This window comes from Herbidospora mongoliensis, from assembly GCF_001570545.1.
GTDB lineage: Bacteria > Actinomycetota > Actinomycetes > Streptosporangiales > Streptosporangiaceae > Herbidospora > Herbidospora mongoliensis.
This window is the reverse complement of the sequence record NZ_BBXD01000010.1, coordinates 347,504-365,709: the sequence shown is the minus strand read 5'-3', so window position 1 is coordinate 365,709 and position 18,206 is coordinate 347,504. Positions and strand designations below refer to the sequence as shown.

General features: G+C 69.6%; 21 protein-coding genes. 13 read left to right on the top strand and 8 right to left on the bottom strand.

All coding sequences use genetic code 11. The features are described 5' to 3' along the window. The 3 genes from AW272_RS10495 to AW272_RS10485 form a co-directional block, all read right to left on the bottom strand. A complete protein-coding gene (locus tag AW272_RS10495) occupies positions 1-792 on the bottom strand; it encodes a uracil-DNA glycosylase family protein (RefSeq protein ID WP_066363161.1) in 792 nt (263 codons plus the stop codon). An 82-nt stretch (positions 793-874) separates the two neighbouring features. Beyond that, positions 875-2,182, bottom strand: a complete 1,308-nt coding sequence (locus AW272_RS10490; protein WP_066363160.1) for a lanthionine synthetase LanC family protein — start codon at positions 2,180-2,182, stop codon at positions 875-877. A 32-nt stretch (positions 2,183-2,214) separates the two neighbouring features. After that, positions 2,215-4,329, bottom strand: a complete 2,115-nt coding sequence (locus AW272_RS10485; protein WP_066363159.1) for a HelD family protein — start codon at positions 4,327-4,329, stop codon at positions 2,215-2,217. A 241-nt stretch (positions 4,330-4,570) separates the two neighbouring features. Here AW272_RS10485 and AW272_RS10480 point away from each other — a divergent pair, with 241 nt between their 5' ends. Next, on the top strand, positions 4,571-5,449 hold the full coding sequence (locus AW272_RS10480; protein WP_066363157.1) for an alpha/beta hydrolase family protein: 879 nt from the start codon (positions 4,571-4,573) through the stop codon (positions 5,447-5,449). Positions 5,450-5,494: 45 nt separating this feature from the next. On the opposite strand, the gene AW272_RS10475 is transcribed toward AW272_RS10480, so the two are convergent. Beyond that, complete coding sequence (locus AW272_RS10475) at positions 5,495-6,025, bottom strand: STAS domain-containing protein (protein WP_169807525.1); 531 nt, start codon at positions 6,023-6,025, stop codon at positions 5,495-5,497. 132 nt (positions 6,026-6,157) lie between these two features. On the opposite strand from AW272_RS10475, the gene AW272_RS10470 reads away from it, so the two are divergent. The 5 genes from AW272_RS10470 to AW272_RS10450 all read left to right on the top strand — a co-directional run bounded on the left by AW272_RS10470 (position 6,158) and on the right by AW272_RS10450 (position 10,311). Next, positions 6,158-7,399, top strand: a complete 1,242-nt coding sequence (locus AW272_RS10470) for a sensor histidine kinase (protein ID WP_066363148.1) — start codon at positions 6,158-6,160, stop codon at positions 7,397-7,399. After that, the gene (locus tag AW272_RS10465; RefSeq protein ID WP_066363146.1) at positions 7,390-8,031 is read left to right on the top strand and encodes a response regulator; all 642 of its coding nucleotides are present in this window, start codon (positions 7,390-7,392) and stop codon (positions 8,029-8,031) included. The genes AW272_RS10470 and AW272_RS10465 overlap by 10 nt, the downstream gene beginning before the upstream one ends. Further along, a complete protein-coding gene (locus AW272_RS10460) occupies positions 8,028-8,435 on the top strand; it encodes a hypothetical protein (protein ID WP_066363144.1) in 408 nt (135 codons plus the stop codon). Before AW272_RS10465 ends, AW272_RS10460 begins: the two co-directional genes overlap by 4 nt. A 41-nt stretch (positions 8,436-8,476) precedes the next feature. Then, the gene (locus AW272_RS10455) at positions 8,477-8,971 is read left to right on the top strand and encodes an FBP domain-containing protein (protein WP_066363142.1); all 495 of its coding nucleotides are present in this window, start codon (positions 8,477-8,479) and stop codon (positions 8,969-8,971) included. A gap of 182 nt (positions 8,972-9,153) precedes the next feature. Next, on the top strand, positions 9,154-10,311 hold the full coding sequence (locus AW272_RS10450) for an alginate lyase family protein (protein WP_066363135.1): 1,158 nt from the start codon (positions 9,154-9,156) through the stop codon (positions 10,309-10,311). Here AW272_RS10450 and AW272_RS10445 read toward each other — a convergent pair. Then, the gene (locus AW272_RS10445) at positions 10,308-10,709 is read right to left on the bottom strand and encodes a DUF2000 domain-containing protein (protein WP_174551805.1); all 402 of its coding nucleotides are present in this window, start codon (positions 10,707-10,709) and stop codon (positions 10,308-10,310) included. The two genes, AW272_RS10450 and AW272_RS10445, sit on opposite strands and share 4 nt — an antisense overlap. A 105-nt stretch (positions 10,710-10,814) precedes the next feature. On the opposite strand from AW272_RS10445, the gene AW272_RS10440 reads away from it, so the two are divergent. From AW272_RS10440 to AW272_RS10420, 5 genes are all read left to right on the top strand, one after another. After that, positions 10,815-11,282, top strand: a complete 468-nt coding sequence (locus tag AW272_RS10440) for an Lrp/AsnC family transcriptional regulator (protein ID WP_245657390.1) — start codon at positions 10,815-10,817, stop codon at positions 11,280-11,282. Between the two features lie 22 nt (positions 11,283-11,304). Continuing rightward, positions 11,305-11,991 (top strand): helix-turn-helix domain-containing protein, encoded by a 687-nt coding sequence (locus AW272_RS10435; protein ID WP_066363134.1) that lies wholly within the window; start codon positions 11,305-11,307, stop codon positions 11,989-11,991. After that, positions 11,988-12,578: a hypothetical protein gene (locus AW272_RS10430; RefSeq protein ID WP_066363132.1), complete on the top strand. Its 591-nt coding sequence runs from the start codon at positions 11,988-11,990 to the stop codon at positions 12,576-12,578. Before AW272_RS10435 ends, AW272_RS10430 begins: the two co-directional genes overlap by 4 nt. 78 nt (positions 12,579-12,656) lie before the next feature. Beyond that, positions 12,657-14,084 carry an alpha/beta hydrolase gene (locus tag AW272_RS10425; protein ID WP_083958174.1) on the top strand — a complete coding sequence of 476 codons (1,428 nt, stop codon included), beginning with the start codon at positions 12,657-12,659 and terminating at the stop codon, positions 14,082-14,084. Then, entirely contained in the window at positions 14,081-14,548 is a 468-nt protein-coding gene (locus tag AW272_RS10420; protein WP_066363124.1) for a hypothetical protein, read from the top strand. The genes AW272_RS10425 and AW272_RS10420 overlap by 4 nt, the downstream gene beginning before the upstream one ends. Here the strand turns inward: AW272_RS10420 and AW272_RS10415 are convergent. After that, positions 14,516-15,739 carry a cytochrome P450 family protein gene (locus AW272_RS10415; protein ID WP_066363117.1) on the bottom strand — a complete coding sequence of 408 codons (1,224 nt, stop codon included), beginning with the start codon at positions 15,737-15,739 and terminating at the stop codon, positions 14,516-14,518. The genes AW272_RS10420 and AW272_RS10415 overlap by 33 nt on opposite strands. 88 nt (positions 15,740-15,827) lie before the next feature. After that, positions 15,828-16,268, bottom strand: coding sequence for a redox-sensitive transcriptional activator SoxR (gene soxR, locus AW272_RS10410; RefSeq protein WP_066363722.1), 441 nt, complete (start codon positions 16,266-16,268; stop codon positions 15,828-15,830). A 51-nt stretch (positions 16,269-16,319) separates the two neighbouring features. On the opposite strand from soxR, the gene AW272_RS10405 reads away from it, so the two are divergent. Continuing rightward, positions 16,320-17,210, top strand: coding sequence for an NADP-dependent oxidoreductase (locus tag AW272_RS10405; protein WP_369408722.1), 891 nt, complete (start codon positions 16,320-16,322; stop codon positions 17,208-17,210). A gap of 9 nt (positions 17,211-17,219) precedes the next feature. Beyond that, positions 17,220-17,522, top strand: coding sequence for a hypothetical protein (locus AW272_RS10400; protein WP_066363115.1), 303 nt, complete (start codon positions 17,220-17,222; stop codon positions 17,520-17,522). A 46-nt stretch (positions 17,523-17,568) separates the two neighbouring features. Here the strand turns inward: AW272_RS10400 and AW272_RS10395 are convergent, their stop codons facing one another. Beyond that, positions 17,569-18,165: a nucleotidyltransferase gene (locus tag AW272_RS10395; RefSeq protein WP_066363113.1), complete on the bottom strand. Its 597-nt coding sequence runs from the start codon at positions 18,163-18,165 to the stop codon at positions 17,569-17,571. Positions 18,166-18,206 lie beyond the last annotated feature (41 nt).

The following is an 18,206-nucleotide window of genomic DNA, read 5'->3' as shown; positions in this document are numbered from 1 at the left end:
TCAACGGCCTGAAAACCGGGCCCAATCTTTGACTCTCTGAGCCATCTCGTGGCGTCGCTCGGCGTACAGACGCGGCCGATGCCCGTTGGCGCCGGAAGGGTGCGGAAAACCGGTGAGAACTCTCTCTGGCGAGACGGTGGTGAGCCCAATGGCCGTACTCGCCGCCTTACCCAAGGGGATCACCAGAGCATCGGGGACCATTTCGAGGTTCTTGTCGAGAACCTGACGCGCAAATGCCGTGAGCACGGGATGACGATCGATCGCAGGAGATCCAGAGTAGTTCGCCCCGCGGACGAATACGGCGTGACAGACAGCCGACGTGCTGGCGAGAAGATCAGATCGGTCCGCGAAAAACCTGGCCGTGCTGTCGAGTCCAAGCACATCGTGCAGGCCGATCCCGTCCAGCATCGAGATCATGTTGGTACGCATGGAACCGGCGAAGCTTCCCAGTTCATCGGCTTCTTTGAGCGCTTCGCCAAGAGTCCTGCCGTTTTGCAGAGCCCGGACCGCGGTCCGTACGGCCAGGTGCATCTGCTGGCGGCCCGGCGTCAGGCCGACGAGCATGACCTGGGCGTCGGCGTTCACCCAGTCGAAGGGGACGAAGTAGATTTCCAGCCTGTGGTCCTGATAGAGGAGTAACTCAGAACTGGTGACCTGCTCTTCGGTGATGTCCCGAGGAAGCGAACGGAGTGTGTCCTCGAACGCCGAACTGCACCATGACGAGCTGATGAGGCCTCCGGCCGCCGGAGCGATATAGCAGGCGTGCTCATGGGCGATGGACATGTCCGTCATGATCGGAAGTATCGTCCATCACCTGTTCACCATGGCAAGTGCGCACGACTGGGTGATCGTTTCCAGGCAGAACACGCCCCGCTCAGAGGGAGTCAGCCGGAACCGGAATAGCCGGGAACGGATTGTCCGGCAGCAGGATCACCCGCCGGGCGTCGCGCCCCTCGCGGGCGGCGGCCAGATGCAGCAGCGCCACCCCGATCCCCGCCGCACCGACCATGTATCCGGTGTCAGCCGTGATCTCGTGAGGCCGCAGCCGCCGGTACGCCTGGTACCAGCGCATCCCCCGCCCGTCATCGCGGGTCGCCCGCTCGATCAGGTCGTCGCCGAGCTCACCCGCGACGTCGAGGTATTCACGCGTCCCCGTCGCCGCCCAGAGCCCCACGAAGAACTCGACCAGCCCGGCGGCCCCGCAGCACTGACATGCCACGTTCCAGTAGCCCTCGCTGCGCCGTTCCGGCACCCCGCTGTTGATGACGCCGCGCGCCAGCCGCTCCACCCAGTCGAGGTCGCCGGGGTCGCCGGTCACCCGGTAGAGCTCGTGGAACAGCCGCGCCACCCCGGCGGACCCGGAGCAGAACCCCAGGTAGTTGAGGGCCCGAGCATGCGGAACGTGATGCGGCACCAGCGCGCACTTGTCGCTGACGGAGCTGACCATCCGCACGAAGTCGGCGGCCCGCCGGGCCGCCGCCAGGAACATCCCGTCGCCCGTCACGCCATAAAGGCGCGCCATGAGGAACCCGGAGCCGGCCGTACCGGAAAGAAACCCGGGAGTCACCGCGTCAACCGGAAGGTCGCCCGACTCGACGCCGAACTGGTGGCCGGGAACGACCTGGCCCGCGATGTGGCGGCCCGTCGCGATGGCGACCTTCTCGAAGTCGTCGCGGCCGAGCATGCCGGCGATGTGCAGGAGGCCGAGCGCGATGCCGCCGTCGCCGCGCTGGGACACGTCGCCGGTCCAGGTCGTGCCTTCGCTCGACGGCCGGCGCGTGGCCAGGACTCGCTCGGCGATGCGCTCGGCCGCCACCTGGTGGGTCGCGTCGCCCGTCGCCCAGTAGGACTCGGTCAGCGCGAAGACCAGGCCCATCAGGCCGTGGTAGAAGGTCGGGTCGTTGATCGAACCGGACATCGTCACCAGGTGGTCGGCGCCGGCGATGGCCTCGTCGAGGTAGGACTGGTCACCTGTCGCGGTGGCCAGCTCCAGGTGGAACAGGACGATTCCGGCGGCGCCCGAATAGAGCGTGGCCGAATGTCCGGCGTTGGCCGACTTGCCGCCGACATCGGGGTTGGCGAGCCAGTGGTGGCCGAGGTCGTCGTCGACGGCGGCTTCGCGGATCCACCGGGCGGCGTGGATCGCCGCGGTGACCGGCGTGTCGGATTCCGTCCGCCCCATGTCGCCTCCCGGTATTTCCTACAAGGATAGTCCTATTTACTGAGCCCGGCGAGCGTCGGCGGCAGCTCCTGCTCGTGGATCAGAACCAGGCGGCGGGTCGCCCGGGTCATCGCCACATAGAGGTCGCGGCCTGCCAGTTCTTCGGGCCACAGCACGATGACGCCGTCGAATTCGAGCCCTTTTGAGGTCGTCACGGTCATCAGCGCCACCGGCGAGTCCAGCGGATCGAGCGTAACGGCTTCCGGGACCAGGGACGCGACTTCCGCATAGCGTTCACCGGACGTGATGATGGCCAGACGGCCCTCGCCGTCCACGAGGAGGTCCTTCGCGGCGGCGTCGATCTCCGCCTTGAGCACGTCGTTCAGCCCGGCCTGTCCGATCGGGACCACCCGGGGCGGCTCTTCGGCGGGCCGAACCGAAATCGGGGGTTCCTGGTCGGGCGCGAACTCCTTCAGGACCTCGGCGGCGGCGTCCATGACGTCCTCGGGGGTGCGGTAGTTGACGGTCAGGCGCTCCTCGCGCCAGGTGACGTACTGGTCGAGCATCTCGGCCCAGCTCGTCGCGCCGGCCGGGGAGCCGGTCTGGCCGACGTCGCCGACGATCGTCATCGAGCGGGTGGGGATGCGTCGCATGATCATGCGCCAGGCCATCGCGGAGAGCTCCTGGGCCTCGTCCACGATGACGTGGCCGTAGATCCACTTGCGGTCGCGCTCGGCCCGCTGGGCGGTGGTGATCTCCTCGCCCGGCGTGGCGTTCAGGTCGGCCAGCAGGGCCGCGTCGATCTCCTCGACGCCCGTCACGGTGAGCACCTCGCGGGCGAACAGCTCCCGCTCGGCCCGCTCGTCGTTCTTCCTGGCGGTTCCCGGCTCCTCGCCGAGCAGTTCGGCGGCCTCGTCGAGGAGCGGCACGTCGCCGGTGGTCCACGGGTCGCCGGGGTCCTTGCCGAGCAGGTCCCGGACGAGCTCCTGCGGGGTGACGACCGGCCACAGGGCGTCGATCGCGGCCCTGACCGGCGGTTCGTGCCAGAGGACCTTCCTGATGTACGCCAGCTCGTCGGCGTCCGCCGGGCGGTCGAGCTTGGCCGTCTCGTCGATGGCGAGCGCGCGGAGCAGGTCGAGGACCATCAGTTTGCGTGCCACGTTGTGGGGACGGCCCGAGTTCCTGGCCCGGTCGCGCGCGGCGACGCAGAGGTGGTGCGGCACCACCAGGTCCATCCCGTCGACGCGGATCTCCAGGTCGCCTTCGGGCACCCGCTGCCGGCCGGCCACCGCGTTCGCGATCGCCAGGACCATGCCGAGGTCGCCCTTGATGACGGCCTCGAACGGGTCGTCGCCGACGGTGGCCCTGACCCCGGGGAACAGGTCGCCGGTTCCGGCCAGGACCACATCGGTCTCGCCGAGCGAGGGCAGGACCTGGCTGATGTAGCGCAGGAAGGTGGTGTTGGGGCCGACGACCAGGACGCCGCGGCGTTCCAGGGTCTCGCGGTAGGCGTACAGGAGATAGGCGGCGCGGTGGAGGGCCGCGACGGTCTTGCCGGTGCCGGGGCCGCCCTGGACGACGAGGGTGCCGTGCAGGCCGGAGCGGATCACCCTGTCCTGCTCGGTCTGGATGGTGGCCACGACGTCGCCCATGCGGCCGGTGCGCCTGCGGCCGAGGGCGGCCAGCAGCGCGGCCTCGCCGACGAAGCCGCCGTCCACGTTCTCGCGGTCGAGGTCGAAGACCTCGTCGTCGACGCCGACCACGGTGCGGCCCTTGGTCCGCAGGTGGCGGCGGCGGACCAGCGTCCCGGGGTAGGTCGGGGTGGCCGCGTAGAAGGGGCGGGCCGCGGGAGCGCGCCAGTCGACCAGGATCGTCTCGTGGTCTTCGTTGCGCAGGCCGACCCGGCCGATGTAGAGGGTCTCCTCCAGCACGTCGTCGATGCGGCCGAAGCACAGGCCGCGCTCGACCCCGTTGAGCTGGGCGAGCCTCCGGGCGTGCTCGGTGGCGAACACCTCGCGCTCGACACGGGCCTGGTGGGTGCCGCCGGAGACGCCTTTGGCGTGTTCGGCCTTCAGCGCCTCGGCCGTACGCCGCCGGACACTGTCGAGCCGTTCGTAGAGCTGGTTGATCCGGCTCTGCTCCAAATCGAGGACTTGACGATTGGCCACGCGAGTGCTATCCTCTCCAACGGAGCTATGTGATTTGCGCGGTGTTGGGGCCCGCAACTCACCAGGATAGCTCCTTTTTCATTGCGCGCATCCGGCGTCGCCGGACCGGTGATTTCGCCGATGCGCCACCCCCGGTTCGATCCCGACGATGACGCAGTCAGCAATTCCGATCGGGTCGTCGTGCGGAGCCGGTAACGCGCCCGCAACACAGCGGCTCGTCCGAGAACCGGGAGAACCCCCCTTGCGACCCCACTTCTCGTCCCGTCTGTCCCGCTTCGCCACGCTCGCCCTCGCGTTCACCCTGACGACCGGGACCGCCGTCACCCTCGCCCCCGCCGCGCACGCCGCCGGATTCGAGCGCGGCCCGGCCCCCACCAACGCGATCCTGGAGGCCTCGCGCGGCCCGTTCTCCGTCGCCACCGCGAGCGTCTCCTCGCTCGTCAGCGGCTTCGGCGGCGGCACCATCTACTACCCGACCGACACCAGCCAGGGCACCTTCGGCGCGATCGCCATCTCCCCCGGCTACACCGCCCGCTGGTCCAGCCTGGAGTGGTTAGGCCCGCGCCTGGCCTCGCACGGCTTCGTCGTCATCGGCATCGAGACCAACTCGACCCTCGACCAGCCCGCCAGCCGGGGCAACCAGCTCCTGGCCGCCCTCGACTACCTGGTCAACAGCAGCTCGACCACGGTACGCAACCGCATCGACCGCAACCGCCTCGCGGTCGCCGGCCACTCGATGGGCGGCGGCGGCACCCTGCACGCCGCCGAGGACCGGCCGTCGCTCAAGGCCGCCGTGCCGATCGCGCCGTGGAACACCGACAAGACCTGGGGTTCGGTGCGCGTGCCGACCCTGATCGTGGCCGGTGAGAGCGACAGCGTCGCCTCCCCGTCGACGCACGCCAGCCCGTTCTACAACAGCATCACCCAGACGGAGAAGGCGTACCTGGAGCTGAACAACGCCAGCCACTTCTTCCCGCAGACCACCAACACGCCCTTCGCCAAGCAGTTCGTGGCCTGGCTGAAGCGCTTCGTCGACGAGGACACCCGCTACTCGCAGTTCATCTGCCCCGGCCCGTCCGGCTCGGCGATCGACGAATACCGCAGCACCTGCCCCGTGTAGTCGGCAAGGGAGAGCCCCATGATCGGAAACGGTCGTGGGGCTCTTCTAGGCGAAGGCCTCGTCGACCGTTTCGTACACACTCATTCGGGTTCGCAGGCCCAGCAGGTCGAACAGTCGCGCGACCCGTGGGGTCAGCGCGCAGTAGGCGGCGGGGCCGCGGCGATGGGCGTCGATCAGGACCTGCAGGCCGGCGCTGTCGATGAAATTCAGCTCGGCGAGGTCGAAGACGACCCGTTCGCCGGAACGCCCGCGGACGTAGTCGCGGAAGCCCGGCTCGGCCAGGGCGTCGATCTCACCCTTGACCACGATGATCACGTCGCCGCCGCGATGATGGGCGGTCACCTGGAAGGTGCGGCCCGCCAGACCGGGCTCGCCGTTGTCTTCCGCCGTCAATTCGCGCTCTCTCTCCAGAACGGCCCGGGCGGCCTCGCGGAGGTCGGCCCCGCCGTGCCATTCCGCCAGATGCGCGAGATGATACGCATCGGCGTAGCGGCGTTCGGCCGGGTGAGCGGCGCGCTGCCGCTGGTCCTGGCGGACGCGCTCGGCGGCACGGCGATGATCCTCCACAATCACCACTCTTTCACTCATCCTCGGTAGCCGCCACACCGGCGCCCTTTACCCGGCGGACAAAGGTGGTGCTGGCCTCACCTTTTTCGCGGATACCTCGGACATGGTGACCACACCCGCCTGGTCTCTACGGTTGTCCCCATGGCCCTCACCCAGACGCTCACTCCGTGGGACCGCATGCGATCCCACTGGGCCGCCCCGACCTGGCTGCGCACCGCGCACGTGGTGACCGGGGTGCCCGTCGCGCTGCTGGCGCTGACCGTGATCGGCGCCCTGACCGCCGTGTCGATCGTCTTCATCTGGACGATCGTGGTGCCGCTCGTCGCACTGCCGCTGATGTTCTGGCTGCTCCCCCGGCTCAGCCGGCTGCAGCGGGGGCGCTTCGCGGCGTTCCTGTCCGTCGAGATCCCGGCGGTCCGGCGCGGGCGCGGGTCCCGCAACCCCATCAAGTTCCTGTACGCCGAGATCCGCGACCCCGGCACCTGGCGGCAGCTGGCCTATCACCTGCTCGCCCCGGTGATCGCCGGGATCGGGCTGTTCGCCATGCTGGTGGCCTGGTCGGGAGCGCTGGCGTCGGCCGTGGTGGCGGCGGTCTTCTGGTCCCGCGACGACTTCGGCGTCGAGGGCACGATGGTGGCACTGCTGGCGCTGGCGCTGGCGGTGGCCGGGCCGTGGGCGGCCAGGCTGATCGCCTCGGTCGACGAGGTGGCCGCCGTGTCGCTGCTGGGGCCGAGCGCCCGTGACGTACTGGTGGAAAGGGTCGAGAGCCTGCGCGAGAGCCGCGCGGAGGTGATCGACGCCGCCGACGCCGAGCGGCGGCGGATGGAGCGCGACCTGCACGACGGCGCCCAGCGCCGGCTGGTCTGGCTGGCCATGAACCTGGGGATGGCCCGCACCACCCTCACCGACCTGCCCGAACCGGCCGCGAAGGCGATCGCGCAGGCGCACGACGAGGCCAAGCTGGCCCTCAAGGAGCTGCGCGACCTGGTGCGCGGCCTGCACCCGGCGGTGCTCGACGAGCAGGGCCTCGACGCGGCGCTGTCCGGAGTCGCGGCGCGGTCGCCGGTGCCGGTCCGCCTGACGGTCGACGTCGGCCGGCGGCCCTCCCCGACGATCGAGGCGGTGGCCTTCTTCGTGGTGTCGGAGGCGCTCACCAACGTCGCCAAGCACGCGAAGGCCCACGAGGCGTTCGTGACGGTGCGGCGGACCGGCGACCGGCTGGTCGTCGAGGTGCTCGACGACGGCGGCGGCGGCGCCGACCCCGGCGAGGGCTCGGGCCTGCGCGGCCTCATCCAGCGGGCCGGTTCGGTCGACGGCACGCTGACCATCCTCAGCCCCGAGGGCGGCCCGACGACGATCAGGGCGGACCTGCCGTGCGGGTAGTCCTCGCCGAAGACTCGGTGCTGCTGCGCGAGGGCCTCGTCTGGGTGCTCAGGTCGGCCGGCATGGAGGTCGTGGCCGCCGTGGAAGACGCGGAAGGGCTGCTCCGCGCCGCCGACGAGCACCAGCCCGACCTGGTGGTGACCGACGTGCGGATGCCGCCCTCGCACACCGACGAGGGCCTGCGCGCCGCGCTCGTGCTGCGCCGGCAGTGGCCCGACATGTCGATCGTGGTGCTCTCGCAGTACGTCGAGGAGCGCTACGCCACCGCCCTGCTCTCCACCGCCACCAGCGGCGTCGGCTACCTGCTGAAGGACCGGGTGGCCGACGTGCCGGAGTTCCTCGACGCGCTGCGCCGGGTGGCCCTGGGCGGCACCGCCCTCGACCCCGAGGTCGTCGCCCAGCTCCTGGTCCGCCACAGCGACCCGCTCGACCGCCTCACCCGACGAGAGAAGGAGGTGCTGGCCTTGATCGCAGAGGGCCGCTCCAACACCGGCATCGCCGAGGCCCTGACGGTCTCGGAGAGCGCCGTGGGCAAGCACATCAACAACATCTTCGCCAAGCTCGACCTGACCGGCGACGACAAGGACCACCGCCGGGTGCTCGCCGTGCTGCGCTTCCTGAGGGTCTCGTGAACGCGGCCACGCGCCTGCGCTGGCGCATCGCCGGCGGCCTGCTGACAGTGGGCTTCCTGGGGGCCGTCGCGATCGGTTTCGCCTCGGCCGTGCTCCACGAGCCGAGCCCGGAGGTGGAACTGCTCGCCAGCCGGTCGACCGAGAGCGCCCGCCACGAATACGCGTTCTTCGAGCCGTCGATCACCGTGGTCAACCACAGCGGCATGGGGTCGGAGGTCGAGGTCAAGCAGGGCGAGACCGGTCGGCTGGTGATCGAGCGGGAGATCTCCTGGAGCTTCGACCAGCCCGGCTGGCACGAGTCGTGGGACGGCCGGACCCTGACCGTCGACGCCGCCCCGTGCCCCGGCTGCGTGTCCCGCTACACGATCACCGTACCGGCGGGCACCGAGGTCATCCGACGGTAAAACCAGGTGAAACCACTCGCGGGGTCGGCTAACGTCGCCGGGTGATTCCGCTGGTAGAACGAGAGATCCGCTCCTCGTTCGTGAACTGTTCCAAGGGCGAGGCGACTCGCCTGAACCTTCCGCGCGACCTGCGCGAGACCAACTGGGAGGTGCTCGACTTCCTCGGCTGGCGCGACCCGCAGTCCCCCGAGCGGGGCTACCTGGTCACCGAGCACGACGGGAAGCTGACGGGCATCGTCATGCGCTACCCGCAGGGCGTCAAGCGCAGCGTCGTCAAGACGACCGTCTGCTCGGTCTGCGTGACCTCCCACGGCGGTACCGGCGTGGCGCTGTTCGTGGCGCCCCGCGTCGGCGCGGCCGGTCGGCAGGGCAACACGGTCGGCGCGTACCTGTGCTCCGACCTGGCCTGTTCCCTGTACGTGCGAGGCCTGAAGCCGACCGACCGGCTGGCGGGCGGCGAGACCCTGTCGCTGGAGGACAAGGTCGCGCGCCTGTCGGTGAACCTCGACGACTTCGTCGCGAAGGTGCTCGCCTAGGAAGGAGGTCGCGATGACCAGACGGACGCCCCGCTTCCAACCACGGCCCCGGCAGGCACCGCCTCCCGGGGCCTTTTCGTGCGATTTATTTCTTAGGAAACTTTCCTAACCAGCTTGACCCGGCATGTCAGGGGTGTGTTTCATGGGCGTCAACCCACCCTCCCCCTGTCCGGAGTCCGCCGATGGCACGCTTGTTATGCGCACTCATGGTGCTCCTGTCCACCCTCGTCGCTGTCCCCGCCCAGGCCGCCCCGGCCGTTTTCGCCCATCCGGGCGTCATGGTCAGCCGGGCCCAGCTCGACTTCGTCAAAGGCCGGGTCCAGGCGAACGCGCAGCCGTGGAAGGCCGCGTTCGACCAGATGACGGCCTCGCCGTTCGCCTCGCTGACGCGCAACCCGACGCCGCGCGCGGTGGTCGAGTGCGGGTCCTACTCCAACCCGAACATCGGCTGCACCGACGAGCGGCAGGACGCGCTGGCCGCGTACACGCTGGCCCTGCGCTGGTACATCACCGGTGACGCGCGCTACGCGACCAAGGCCATCTCGATCATGGACGCCTGGTCGGCCGTGCTGCGCGACCACACCAACAGCAACGCCCCGCTCCAGTCGGCCTGGGCCGCCTCCACGTGGCCGAGGGCCGCGGAGATCATCAGGTACACCTACAACGGCGGCTGGCCGAACATGCAGCGGTTCGCCACCATGCTGCGCAACGTCTACCTGCCCGAGGTGGTCAACGGGTCGTCCAGCAACGGCAACTGGGAGCTGTCGATGATGGAGGCGGCCATCGGCATCGCCGTCTTCCTGGAGGACAAGGCCGTCTACGACCGCGCCGTCACCCGCTTCCGGGCCCGCGCGGCGGCCTTCCTGTACGTCACCGCCGACGGCCCCCAGCCCAAATATCCGCCGGTGGGGAGTGTGGACACCTACAGCGAGCTGGTCAGCTTCTGGCACGGCGAGACGACCTTCGTCGACGGCCTCAGCCAGGAGACCTGCCGCGACTTCACCCACACCGGCTACGGCATCAGCGCCATCTCCCACGTCGCCGAGACCAGCCGCATCCAGGGCCAGGACCTCTACCCCGAGCTCACCGACCGGCTCCGGCACGCCCTCGGCTTCCACTCCAAATATCAGCTCGGCACCGCCGTGCCGTCGTGGCTCTGCGGCGGTTCGCTGCACCTGGGCCTCGGCCCCATCACCGAGGTGGGCTTCAACGCCCTCAACACCCGGCTGGGCATCGGCATGACCAACACCCAGACGCTGACCGAACGCCAGCGCCCGGCCGGCACGAACTACCTGTTCGTGGCGTGGGAGACGCTGACCCACGCGCAGAACCCGAACTAGCGCATCAGGGCCAGGTGCTTGGTCAGCTTCGTGACCGGCGCCTTCGGCCCGAACACGACCAGTCCGACGTAGTCGATCTCCGCCGCCGGGGTCGCCGCCAGGGTCCGCAGGTACTCGCCGTACTCGCGGGCCCGCCGGGCGACCTCGGTGAAGCCGAGCACGGTGACCTCCTCCGGCGCCGCGTCGTGGAGCTCCCGCAGGGCCTCGCCCGAGGAGGTCAGCACCGGCACGGGATGGGTGTTGAGGCCGGGGTGGATGTTGCCGTCGGCGTCCTTGCCCTCGGGGCCGAGCCAGCCGTTCAGGGCGTCGCCGAGGCTGAGGGCCAGCACGGCGGCGGCGTTCACGGCCAGACCCAGCGGCAGGTCGTCGCGGAGCACCATGACGAGTTTGGTCTGCATCTTGCCCACTCCGATCAATCGAGCGCTTCTCGCCGATGACTCTAGGCAAACGTCCATCTACTGAAGGGCCAGGCCGAACGTTTGATCGGCGATAGGCTCGAATTCATGGATCTGGACGACATAGATTCGGCGATCATCGCCCAATTGCAGCTCGACGCACGGCAGTCGAACCGGGAGCTCGCCCGGCGGGTCGGCATCGCCGCCTCGACCTGTCTGGAGCGGGTGCGCGGTCTGCACGAACGCGGCGTCATCACCGGCTACCACGCCCAGCTCGACCTGGCGAAGATCGGCCGCAGCGTGCAGGCGATCGTGGCGGCGCAGATCAGGCCGCTGAGCCGGACCATCATCAACAACTTCCACGACTGGGCCACGCCCCGCCCCGAGGTGCTCGAGGTCCTGGTCGTGGCGGGCGGCGACGACTTCCTGATCAGGGTGGCCGTGCAGGACAACGAGCGGCTGCACGCCTTCCTCATCGACCACCTGGCCAAGCGCAAGGAGGTGGTCAGCTTCCGCACCCTGGTCGTCTTCCAGCAGTCGGCCACGACCGCGATCACCCCGTTGACCATGACGTAGCGGCAACGTTTCTAATCGAGGCATGCGAATCGGGGAACTGGCCGAGATCGCCGGGGTGACCACCCGGGCCATCCGGCACTACCACCACGTCGGGCTGCTGACCGAGCCGGTCAGGCGGGCCAACGGCTACCGGGACTACCGGCTGCGGGACGCGGTCGTGCTGGCCAGGATCCGGCGGCTCGCCGAGCTCGGCCTGTCGCTCGACGAGATCCGCGACGTGCTGGCCGACGACGAGGGCCGCGAACTGCGCGAGGTCCTGCTCGAACTCGACTCCGACCTGGCCCGCGAGCAGCAGGCCATCGCGGCGAAACGAGCGCGGCTGTCCAGATTGCTGGCTGGAGAGGGCGATCTGAGCGCGGACGCGGTGGTCTCTCCGGAGATGGCCGAGGTGCTGCGCGCGCTGCCCGGCGAGGGGTTCGCCAAGTTCGACCGGGAGATGCTGTCACTGCTCCCCGACGAGGTGGTGGCCGATCTGGGCCCGTTCGTCGAGGGCGCCGCCGACCTCTACGCCCGCCTCGACGCCCTGCACGACGCCGATCCCGGCGATCCCCGGGTGGCCGCGCTGGCCACCGACCTGATCGCCGGGATCCCCCCGTCGATGTTCGGCCACGAGGCCCCGGTGGGCTGGCTCGGCGACCTCGGCGTGGAGCTCTCCCCAGCCCAGGCCGCGGTGCTCCGCCGGGTCATGACGGCGGTGAGCGGCCGATGATCGGGCGCCTGCTGCGGTTCGAGGTCGAGGGCCTGATCTCGGTCGCCCGGTGGCTGCTGCGGCGGCCGGACGTACCGGCCGGAGGGGTCGCGGTGCCGTACGCGAGCGCCCAGAACATGCTCCTCACGGTCTTCCTCGTCATCCAGGTCGTCGAGACGGTCGGCGTGGAGCTGCTGCTCCGGGGGCTGGACGTGCACGAAGCGGTGCGGACGCCGCTGCTGATCCTGGGTGTGTACGGCTCGATCATGGTCGCCGGGATGATCGCGTCGGGCGTGGTCCGCCCCCACGTGGCCGGCGGCACGGAGCTGCTGATCCGTTTCGGCCACTACCTGGACGTACGCGTACCGGCCGACCTGATCGAGAGCACCCGGCGCGTCCGGACCTACGAGAGCTCCCTGAAGGTCGACGGCGAGCGGCTGATCGTGCCGGTCAGCTCGCAGACCACCACCCGCCTCACGCTGCGTGAGCCGATCACCGTCACCCGGCCGCTCGGGAAAAAGGCCCAAGTCCGAGTGATCGACTTCTACGGCGAAATGCCGACAATTGCCACAGAAAGGGGGTCCGACCCCCCATTCATCCGTCAATAGTCGGCCTATTCGGATGAATGTGGGTGAAGCGACAAGCGCCTGACCTGGAGCAAAGCGGACTGCGATCCTGTCTCGGTCATGGTGGACCAGACTGCCTCCCTCGAACGGGTCACCGCCATCGCCGTCGAGCACCACACGGCACTCGATCAGGCGACGCGCCTGGTGCATGCCATCGCCTGGACCGGCGGTGGCACCTCGGCGTTCGCCGAACTGATGACCGAGCAGCGCACCACGCTCCGGATGGCCCTCTCCGAATCAATATCCCTTTTCTCCGGTACGCCCGAATTCACCTCTCCTATTCCCCTGCTCCCCCGGCCGATGGGCACGTTCGCGGGTTTCTCCCGGGACGTGCTGCCCTCCCTCGCCGGTGAATTGTGCGCCGCTTCGCGGAGTCTGCTGGAAATCGCCGGATTTCTGTTGGACGAGCTTTCTTCGGCCGGAAAGTCCGACCGTCCGGCACGGATCATCGCCGACATCGCGTTCTGGTCCGGCGAACAGGCGGAAAAACTCCGCGAACGACTCCTCCGGCTCCCCCCGGGCAAGATCCTCTCCGCTTCGCTGGCCGCCTACTGGATGTTCGGCGACCACGTGGACGACACCGCCGACGCCGAGCCCCTGCTGGCCCGCGTCTCGGCCGGTGACCCGGCGGCCGTCGACACCCTGCTGGGCGTCCAGCACCGGGTCGCCGACCTCGACCTCGGGGCCCGGGTGAACGCCTGGTGGACGATGCAGCCCCCGAAAAGCAGGATGACCTCCCTCGGCCTGCCCGGCTTCGGCGGCCTGCACGGCCTTCCCGGGGTCGTCCGCAACTCGGCCAACCGGGAGTTCCTCCAGGTCGAGCAGGGTCTGCTGACCCACGACCTGCACCGGCTCGGCGCCTCGGTGATGTGGCAGTCCGACCGCGACCTGCCGCGCAGCTGGGACCGGGTCAACGGCCAGCTCAAACGCCTGGAGAAGATCAAGTCTGCGATGACGCCGGTGCCCGGCTACCCCGATCCGATGCTGCTCGGCTTCGACGTCACCGGCCAGGGGCGGCTCACCGTCTCGTGGGGCGACCCGGACACCGCGCAGACCACGGTGATCTTCGTCCACGGCCTGAACACCGGCCTCGCCGACGCCATGACCAGCATCACCCGCGCCCAGCTGCTGTGGCGGCAGGCCTCGACCATGGCCGGAACCCCGGTCGCCTGCGTCACCTGGGACGGCTACGACGCCCCGCTGGTCGACTTCGGCGCCTTCTCCCCCGACCGCAACGCCCATCTCGGCGGCCAGGCACTGACCGCGTTCTGCCTGGGGCTGCGGGCCGCGCACACCCCGTCCACATCGGCTCGGAACGTGCTGATCGGCCACGGCGACGGCGCGCTGACCGTCCACCGGGCCCTGGCGGGCCGGGCCGGGCTGGCCGACGACGTGATCATCATCGAACGCGGCGACGGTGACTGGCGGCCGGAGTCCGCCGCCCTTCGCGACGTGGCCACCATCGTCAACGGATCGGGGCCGCGATGAAGATCGTGTTCGCGCTGGTGTACCTCCTCACGCTCACGGGATGTGGCATGTCCGAAGATGACGACACACTCAGCCAGAACCGCGCGACCGCCCGGGTGGAGAAACTGGTCCGCGACACGGCCGCCGCGCTGACCCCGCGACCCCAGCTCGAACTCATCCCGGTCTCGGTGACCCCGACGGCCTGCCTCGACAAGAGCGAGTCGCTGCAGAAGATCGTGGTCAGCCGCGCCTACTGGCTGCGCGGCGTCGGCAAGGCCCAGCACATGGTGGTCTCCCGCCAGGTCGCCGACTATTGGAAGGACCTGGGCTTCCAGGTCATCGCCAAGAGCGCCAAGCCCGACAACCCCGAACTCAGCGGCGTCACCGAGCCCGACAAGTTCATCGTCGCCCTGACCTGGGCCTCCGGCGACCACATCTATCTGGCCGCGACCTCACCCTGCGTCTGGCCGGAGGCGCACCGGTAGGTGTTCGAGGGCGTGCAGCAGCGGCAGCCGCCGCCATTGGAGCTCCTCGACCTGCGCGCCCAGACTCATCTCGGGGAACCGCTCGAACAACCGCGCCAGCGCGATCCGCGCCTCCAGCCGCGCCAGCGGCGCCCCGAGGCAGTAGTGGATCCCGTGCCCGAACGCCAGATGCGGCGCGTCCTCCCGGTCGAGGTCGAGCCGATCGGGCTCCCGGAACGTCGCGGGATCCCGGTCGGCCGACGAGAGGGCGACGGCGACCAGCTCGCCCTTCGGGATGGTCACCCCCGCGATCGTGACGTCCTCGCCGGTCACCCGCTGCGGCGCGAAGTTGAGCGGTCCGTCGTACCGGAGGAACTCCTCGACGGCCCTGTCGATCACGTCGGGGTTCTTCAGCAGCTCGATGCGCTGGTCGGGATGGGTCAGCAGGGCGAGGACGGCGTTGCCGATCAGGTTGACCGTGGTCTCGTGCCCGGCCAGGAACAGCAGGAAGCAGGTCGAGATGAGCTCGACCTCGTCGAGCTTGTCCTCCTGGTCACGGGCCTGCACCAGGGCGCTCAGAATGTCGTCGGCCGGATTGGCCCGCTTCTCCTCGATCAGCGCCACGAACCGCTCGACCACGCGCGCGACGCGGCGCTCCCGCTCCCCGTGGTCGTCTCCGGTACGGAACGGGCTCGACAGCACCTCGTGCATGAGCGCCCTGAGTTCGTCCCGATCCCGCTCAGGCACCCCGAGGAGCTCGCAGATGACCGTCATCGGCAGCGGGTAGGCGAAGGCGTCGATGAGGTCGACGTCGCCGTCCATCCGGTCGAGCAGCCCAGCGGTGATCTCCTCGACCCGGGGCCTGAGCAGCTCGATCGCCCGCGGGGTGAACGCCTTGCTGACCAGCTTGCGCAGCCGGGTGTGGTCGGGCGGATCGCTGTTGAGCATGTGGGAGGCGAGCTCGGCTGGCTGGATCCGCGCGTCAGGCGTGGTGGCCGCGCGCTGGACGGCTTCGCGGATCGTCGCCGCGTCCTTGCGGAGCCGCGGATCGGTCAGGGCCTCGCGGGCGTCGTCGTACCGGGTGATGAGCCACATGCGCAGCCCGTTGGGCATCACGACCTGGACGACGGGCCCTTCGTCGCGGAGCGCTCGGTAGACGCCGTGCGGATCCCGCAGATATTCGTCACCGAGCTCCGGCAGACCATGCGACACGCGAGGCTCCTTTCCCTCCACGTGTAGTCATGGCCCACCCGCCCGCAGCCGACGCGACTCCGGCGCAGATAAGGGACGTTCTTGACGTTCAGGGGAAACGGTGTGGCCCCGGGCCCTTTCTGCCCAGGACGTCGCGGGGGTTGGAGTAGGGGCAGGAGACCAGGGACAGGCAGCCGCAGCCGATGCAGTTGGAGAAGTTGTCTCTCAGCGCGGTCAGTTCCTCGATGCGTCTGGTCAGTTCGTCGTGCCATTCGCGGGAGATCCTGGCCCAGTCGCGTTTGCCGGGGACGGTCTCGGGCGGGAGGCGGTCGAGGGCTTCCTTGATCTTCTCCAGGGAGACGCCCACCCGCTGGGCCACCCGGATGAAGGCGATCACCCGCAGCACGTCGCGGCGGTATTCGCGGCGGTTGCCCGCCGTGCGGCGGCTGTGGATGAGGCCCAGGCTCTCGTAGTAGTGGAGGGCCGAGACGGCCACGCCGGCGCGTTCGGCCACCTGGCCGGGTCTGAGCCAGACCGCGTCGGGGTCGATCACCGTCCACCACCTTGACGTCAAGTGCGCTTGATGAAGTGGACTCTACCCATGGAACTCATGCGGGCGGCCGGCGTGGCCGAGTTCGGTGCGGCTGATCGGCTTCAGATCGTGGAGGTGCCCCGGCCTGTTCCGGGGCCGGGAGAGGTGCTGGTCCGGGTGCGGGCCGCCGGGGTGCAGCCGGCCGACGTGGCGGTGCGGTCGGGGTGGCTGCCGCCGGGGGCGCCGCCGGTGGAGTTCCCGGTCGTGCCGGGGAACGAGTTCGCCGGGGTCGTCGAGGGGACCGGCCAGGAGGTGGCGGGGTTCCGGACAATGCGGTGCTACGCGGAGTATGTGGCGGTGCCGGAGACGCAGATCGTGCCGAAGCCCGAAGGGGTCGACTGGGCGACGGCGGGGGCGCTCTCGGCGTCGGGGCAGACGGCGCACACGGCCCTGGAGCGGCTCGGGCTCCAGACCGGCGAGACGCTGCTGGTGCACGGCGCGGCCGGCGGGGTGGGGACGATGATCACTCAGCTCGCCGTGCTCAGGGGCGTCAGGGTCGTCGGTACGGGGAGCGCGGCCAACCAGGAGTATCTGCGGGGCCTCGGCGCGGTCGCGGTCGAATACGGCGACGGGGAGCTCGAGCGGCTCAGGCGGCACGGCCCGTTCGACGCGGCGCTCGACGCCGCCGGGCACGGGAGTCTGCACACCTCCATCGAACTCGTCACCGACCGCACCAGGATCGGGGCCATCGCCGACTGGCAGCTGGCCCAAGAGCTCGGGTGCCGGTGGATCGGGAGCGACCGGAATCAGGCCAGGCTCGCCGAGCTGCTCGATCTGGTCGCCGCGGGGCGGCTGGCGGTGACGGTGAGGGCGACGTACACGCTGGAGGAAGCATTCAAAGCCCACGCCGACATCGAAACGGGGCACGGCAGGGGGAAGGTCGTGCTGATTGTCGGGTAGGTGAGGCCGATGGACGCAAACAGGTTGGACCTCATCGGCTATCACGTCGAGGCCGTCGACGGGGCCATCGGGACGGTCGACGCGGTCAGCGACGAGATCGGCGAGGGCTACCTCGTCGTCGACACCGGGCCGTGGATCTTCGGGCACCGGGTCATGCTGCCCGCCAGCGTGGTCACGCAGGTCGACGCCTCGCACCGGAAGATCTTCGTCGACCGGACCCGGGACGAGATCAACAACGCCCCCGACTTCATCATGACCGACAACCCACCCGACCGGCCCGACCCCGACCGGTTCCCTTACGGGATCCCCTAACAGACCGAAGGCCCCGCCCTCGACGAGGGCGGGGCCTTCTCAAGCTTCACGGCCAGCGTTCGACCGGTACGGGGGTCGGTTTGGCGATCACGTCGAGCCGCTCCAGCAGGACCAGGAACGTCGAGGCGTACGGCGACGACTCGGCCACGCCGGCCACGCGGTCCCAGTCGACCTGCTCGCGCATCGCCCGGACGGTCGGCAGCAGGCCCGAATAGTCGCAGCTGTGCTCCGACAGCGGCAGTATCCACGAGATCACCAGGTCGGTGGCCTCCAGGACGGGCACGCTCAGCGCCGCGGTGTTGATCATCGTGGCCCGGTTGATCATTTCGGGGGTGACCGGCCTGTCGGCGAGCTGGAAGATCAGGTCGACCAGCACGCCCTCTTCGTCGAAGGCCTTGACCAGCCAGTCCTCCGGTGGGCGTTCGGTGCGGAAGCCCATGTTCTCCAGCGTCTTCAGGGCCAGCGGGACGTCCTCTTCGACCAGCGCGAAGTCGACGTCGTGCAGAGAAGGGGCCGCCCCCCTGGCGTATCCGGCGCAGCCGCCGGCCAGGGCGAAGCGGACGCCCACCTCTTTGAGGCCGGACCCCGCTCGCTTGAGCGTGTCCAGGATGGCGTCGGTTACCTCGTGACTGTGACTACCCACGCCGCACCGTTTGCCCGGTTACGTTCGACCCAAACAATCTC

What these genes read in the sequence shown, in the direction of transcription:
- AW272_RS10495 (WP_066363161.1), bottom strand. Translation starts at nt 792, where the DNA reads ATGACGGACATGTCCATCGCCCATGAGCACGCCTGCTATATCGCTCCG.
- AW272_RS10490 (WP_066363160.1), bottom strand. Translation starts at nt 2,182, where the DNA reads ATGGGGCGGACGGAATCCGACACGCCGGTCACCGCGGCGATCCACGCC.
- AW272_RS10470 (WP_066363148.1), top strand. Translation starts at nt 6,158, where the DNA reads ATGGCCCTCACCCAGACGCTCACTCCGTGGGACCGCATGCGATCCCAC.
- AW272_RS10450 (WP_066363135.1), top strand. Translation starts at nt 9,154, where the DNA reads ATGGCACGCTTGTTATGCGCACTCATGGTGCTCCTGTCCACCCTCGTC.
- AW272_RS10445 (WP_174551805.1), bottom strand. Translation starts at nt 10,709, where the DNA reads ATGCAGACCAAACTCGTCATGGTGCTCCGCGACGACCTGCCGCTGGGT.
- AW272_RS10440 (WP_245657390.1), top strand. Translation starts at nt 10,815, where the DNA reads ATGGATCTGGACGACATAGATTCGGCGATCATCGCCCAATTGCAGCTC.
- AW272_RS10435 (WP_066363134.1), top strand. Translation starts at nt 11,305, where the DNA reads ATGCGAATCGGGGAACTGGCCGAGATCGCCGGGGTGACCACCCGGGCC.
- AW272_RS10430 (WP_066363132.1), top strand. Translation starts at nt 11,988, where the DNA reads ATGATCGGGCGCCTGCTGCGGTTCGAGGTCGAGGGCCTGATCTCGGTC.
- AW272_RS10425 (WP_083958174.1), top strand. Translation starts at nt 12,657, where the DNA reads ATGGTGGACCAGACTGCCTCCCTCGAACGGGTCACCGCCATCGCCGTC.
- AW272_RS10420 (WP_066363124.1), top strand. Translation starts at nt 14,081, where the DNA reads ATGAAGATCGTGTTCGCGCTGGTGTACCTCCTCACGCTCACGGGATGT.
- AW272_RS10405 (WP_369408722.1), top strand. Translation starts at nt 16,320, where the DNA reads ATGGAACTCATGCGGGCGGCCGGCGTGGCCGAGTTCGGTGCGGCTGAT.
- AW272_RS10400 (WP_066363115.1), top strand. Translation starts at nt 17,220, where the DNA reads ATGGACGCAAACAGGTTGGACCTCATCGGCTATCACGTCGAGGCCGTC.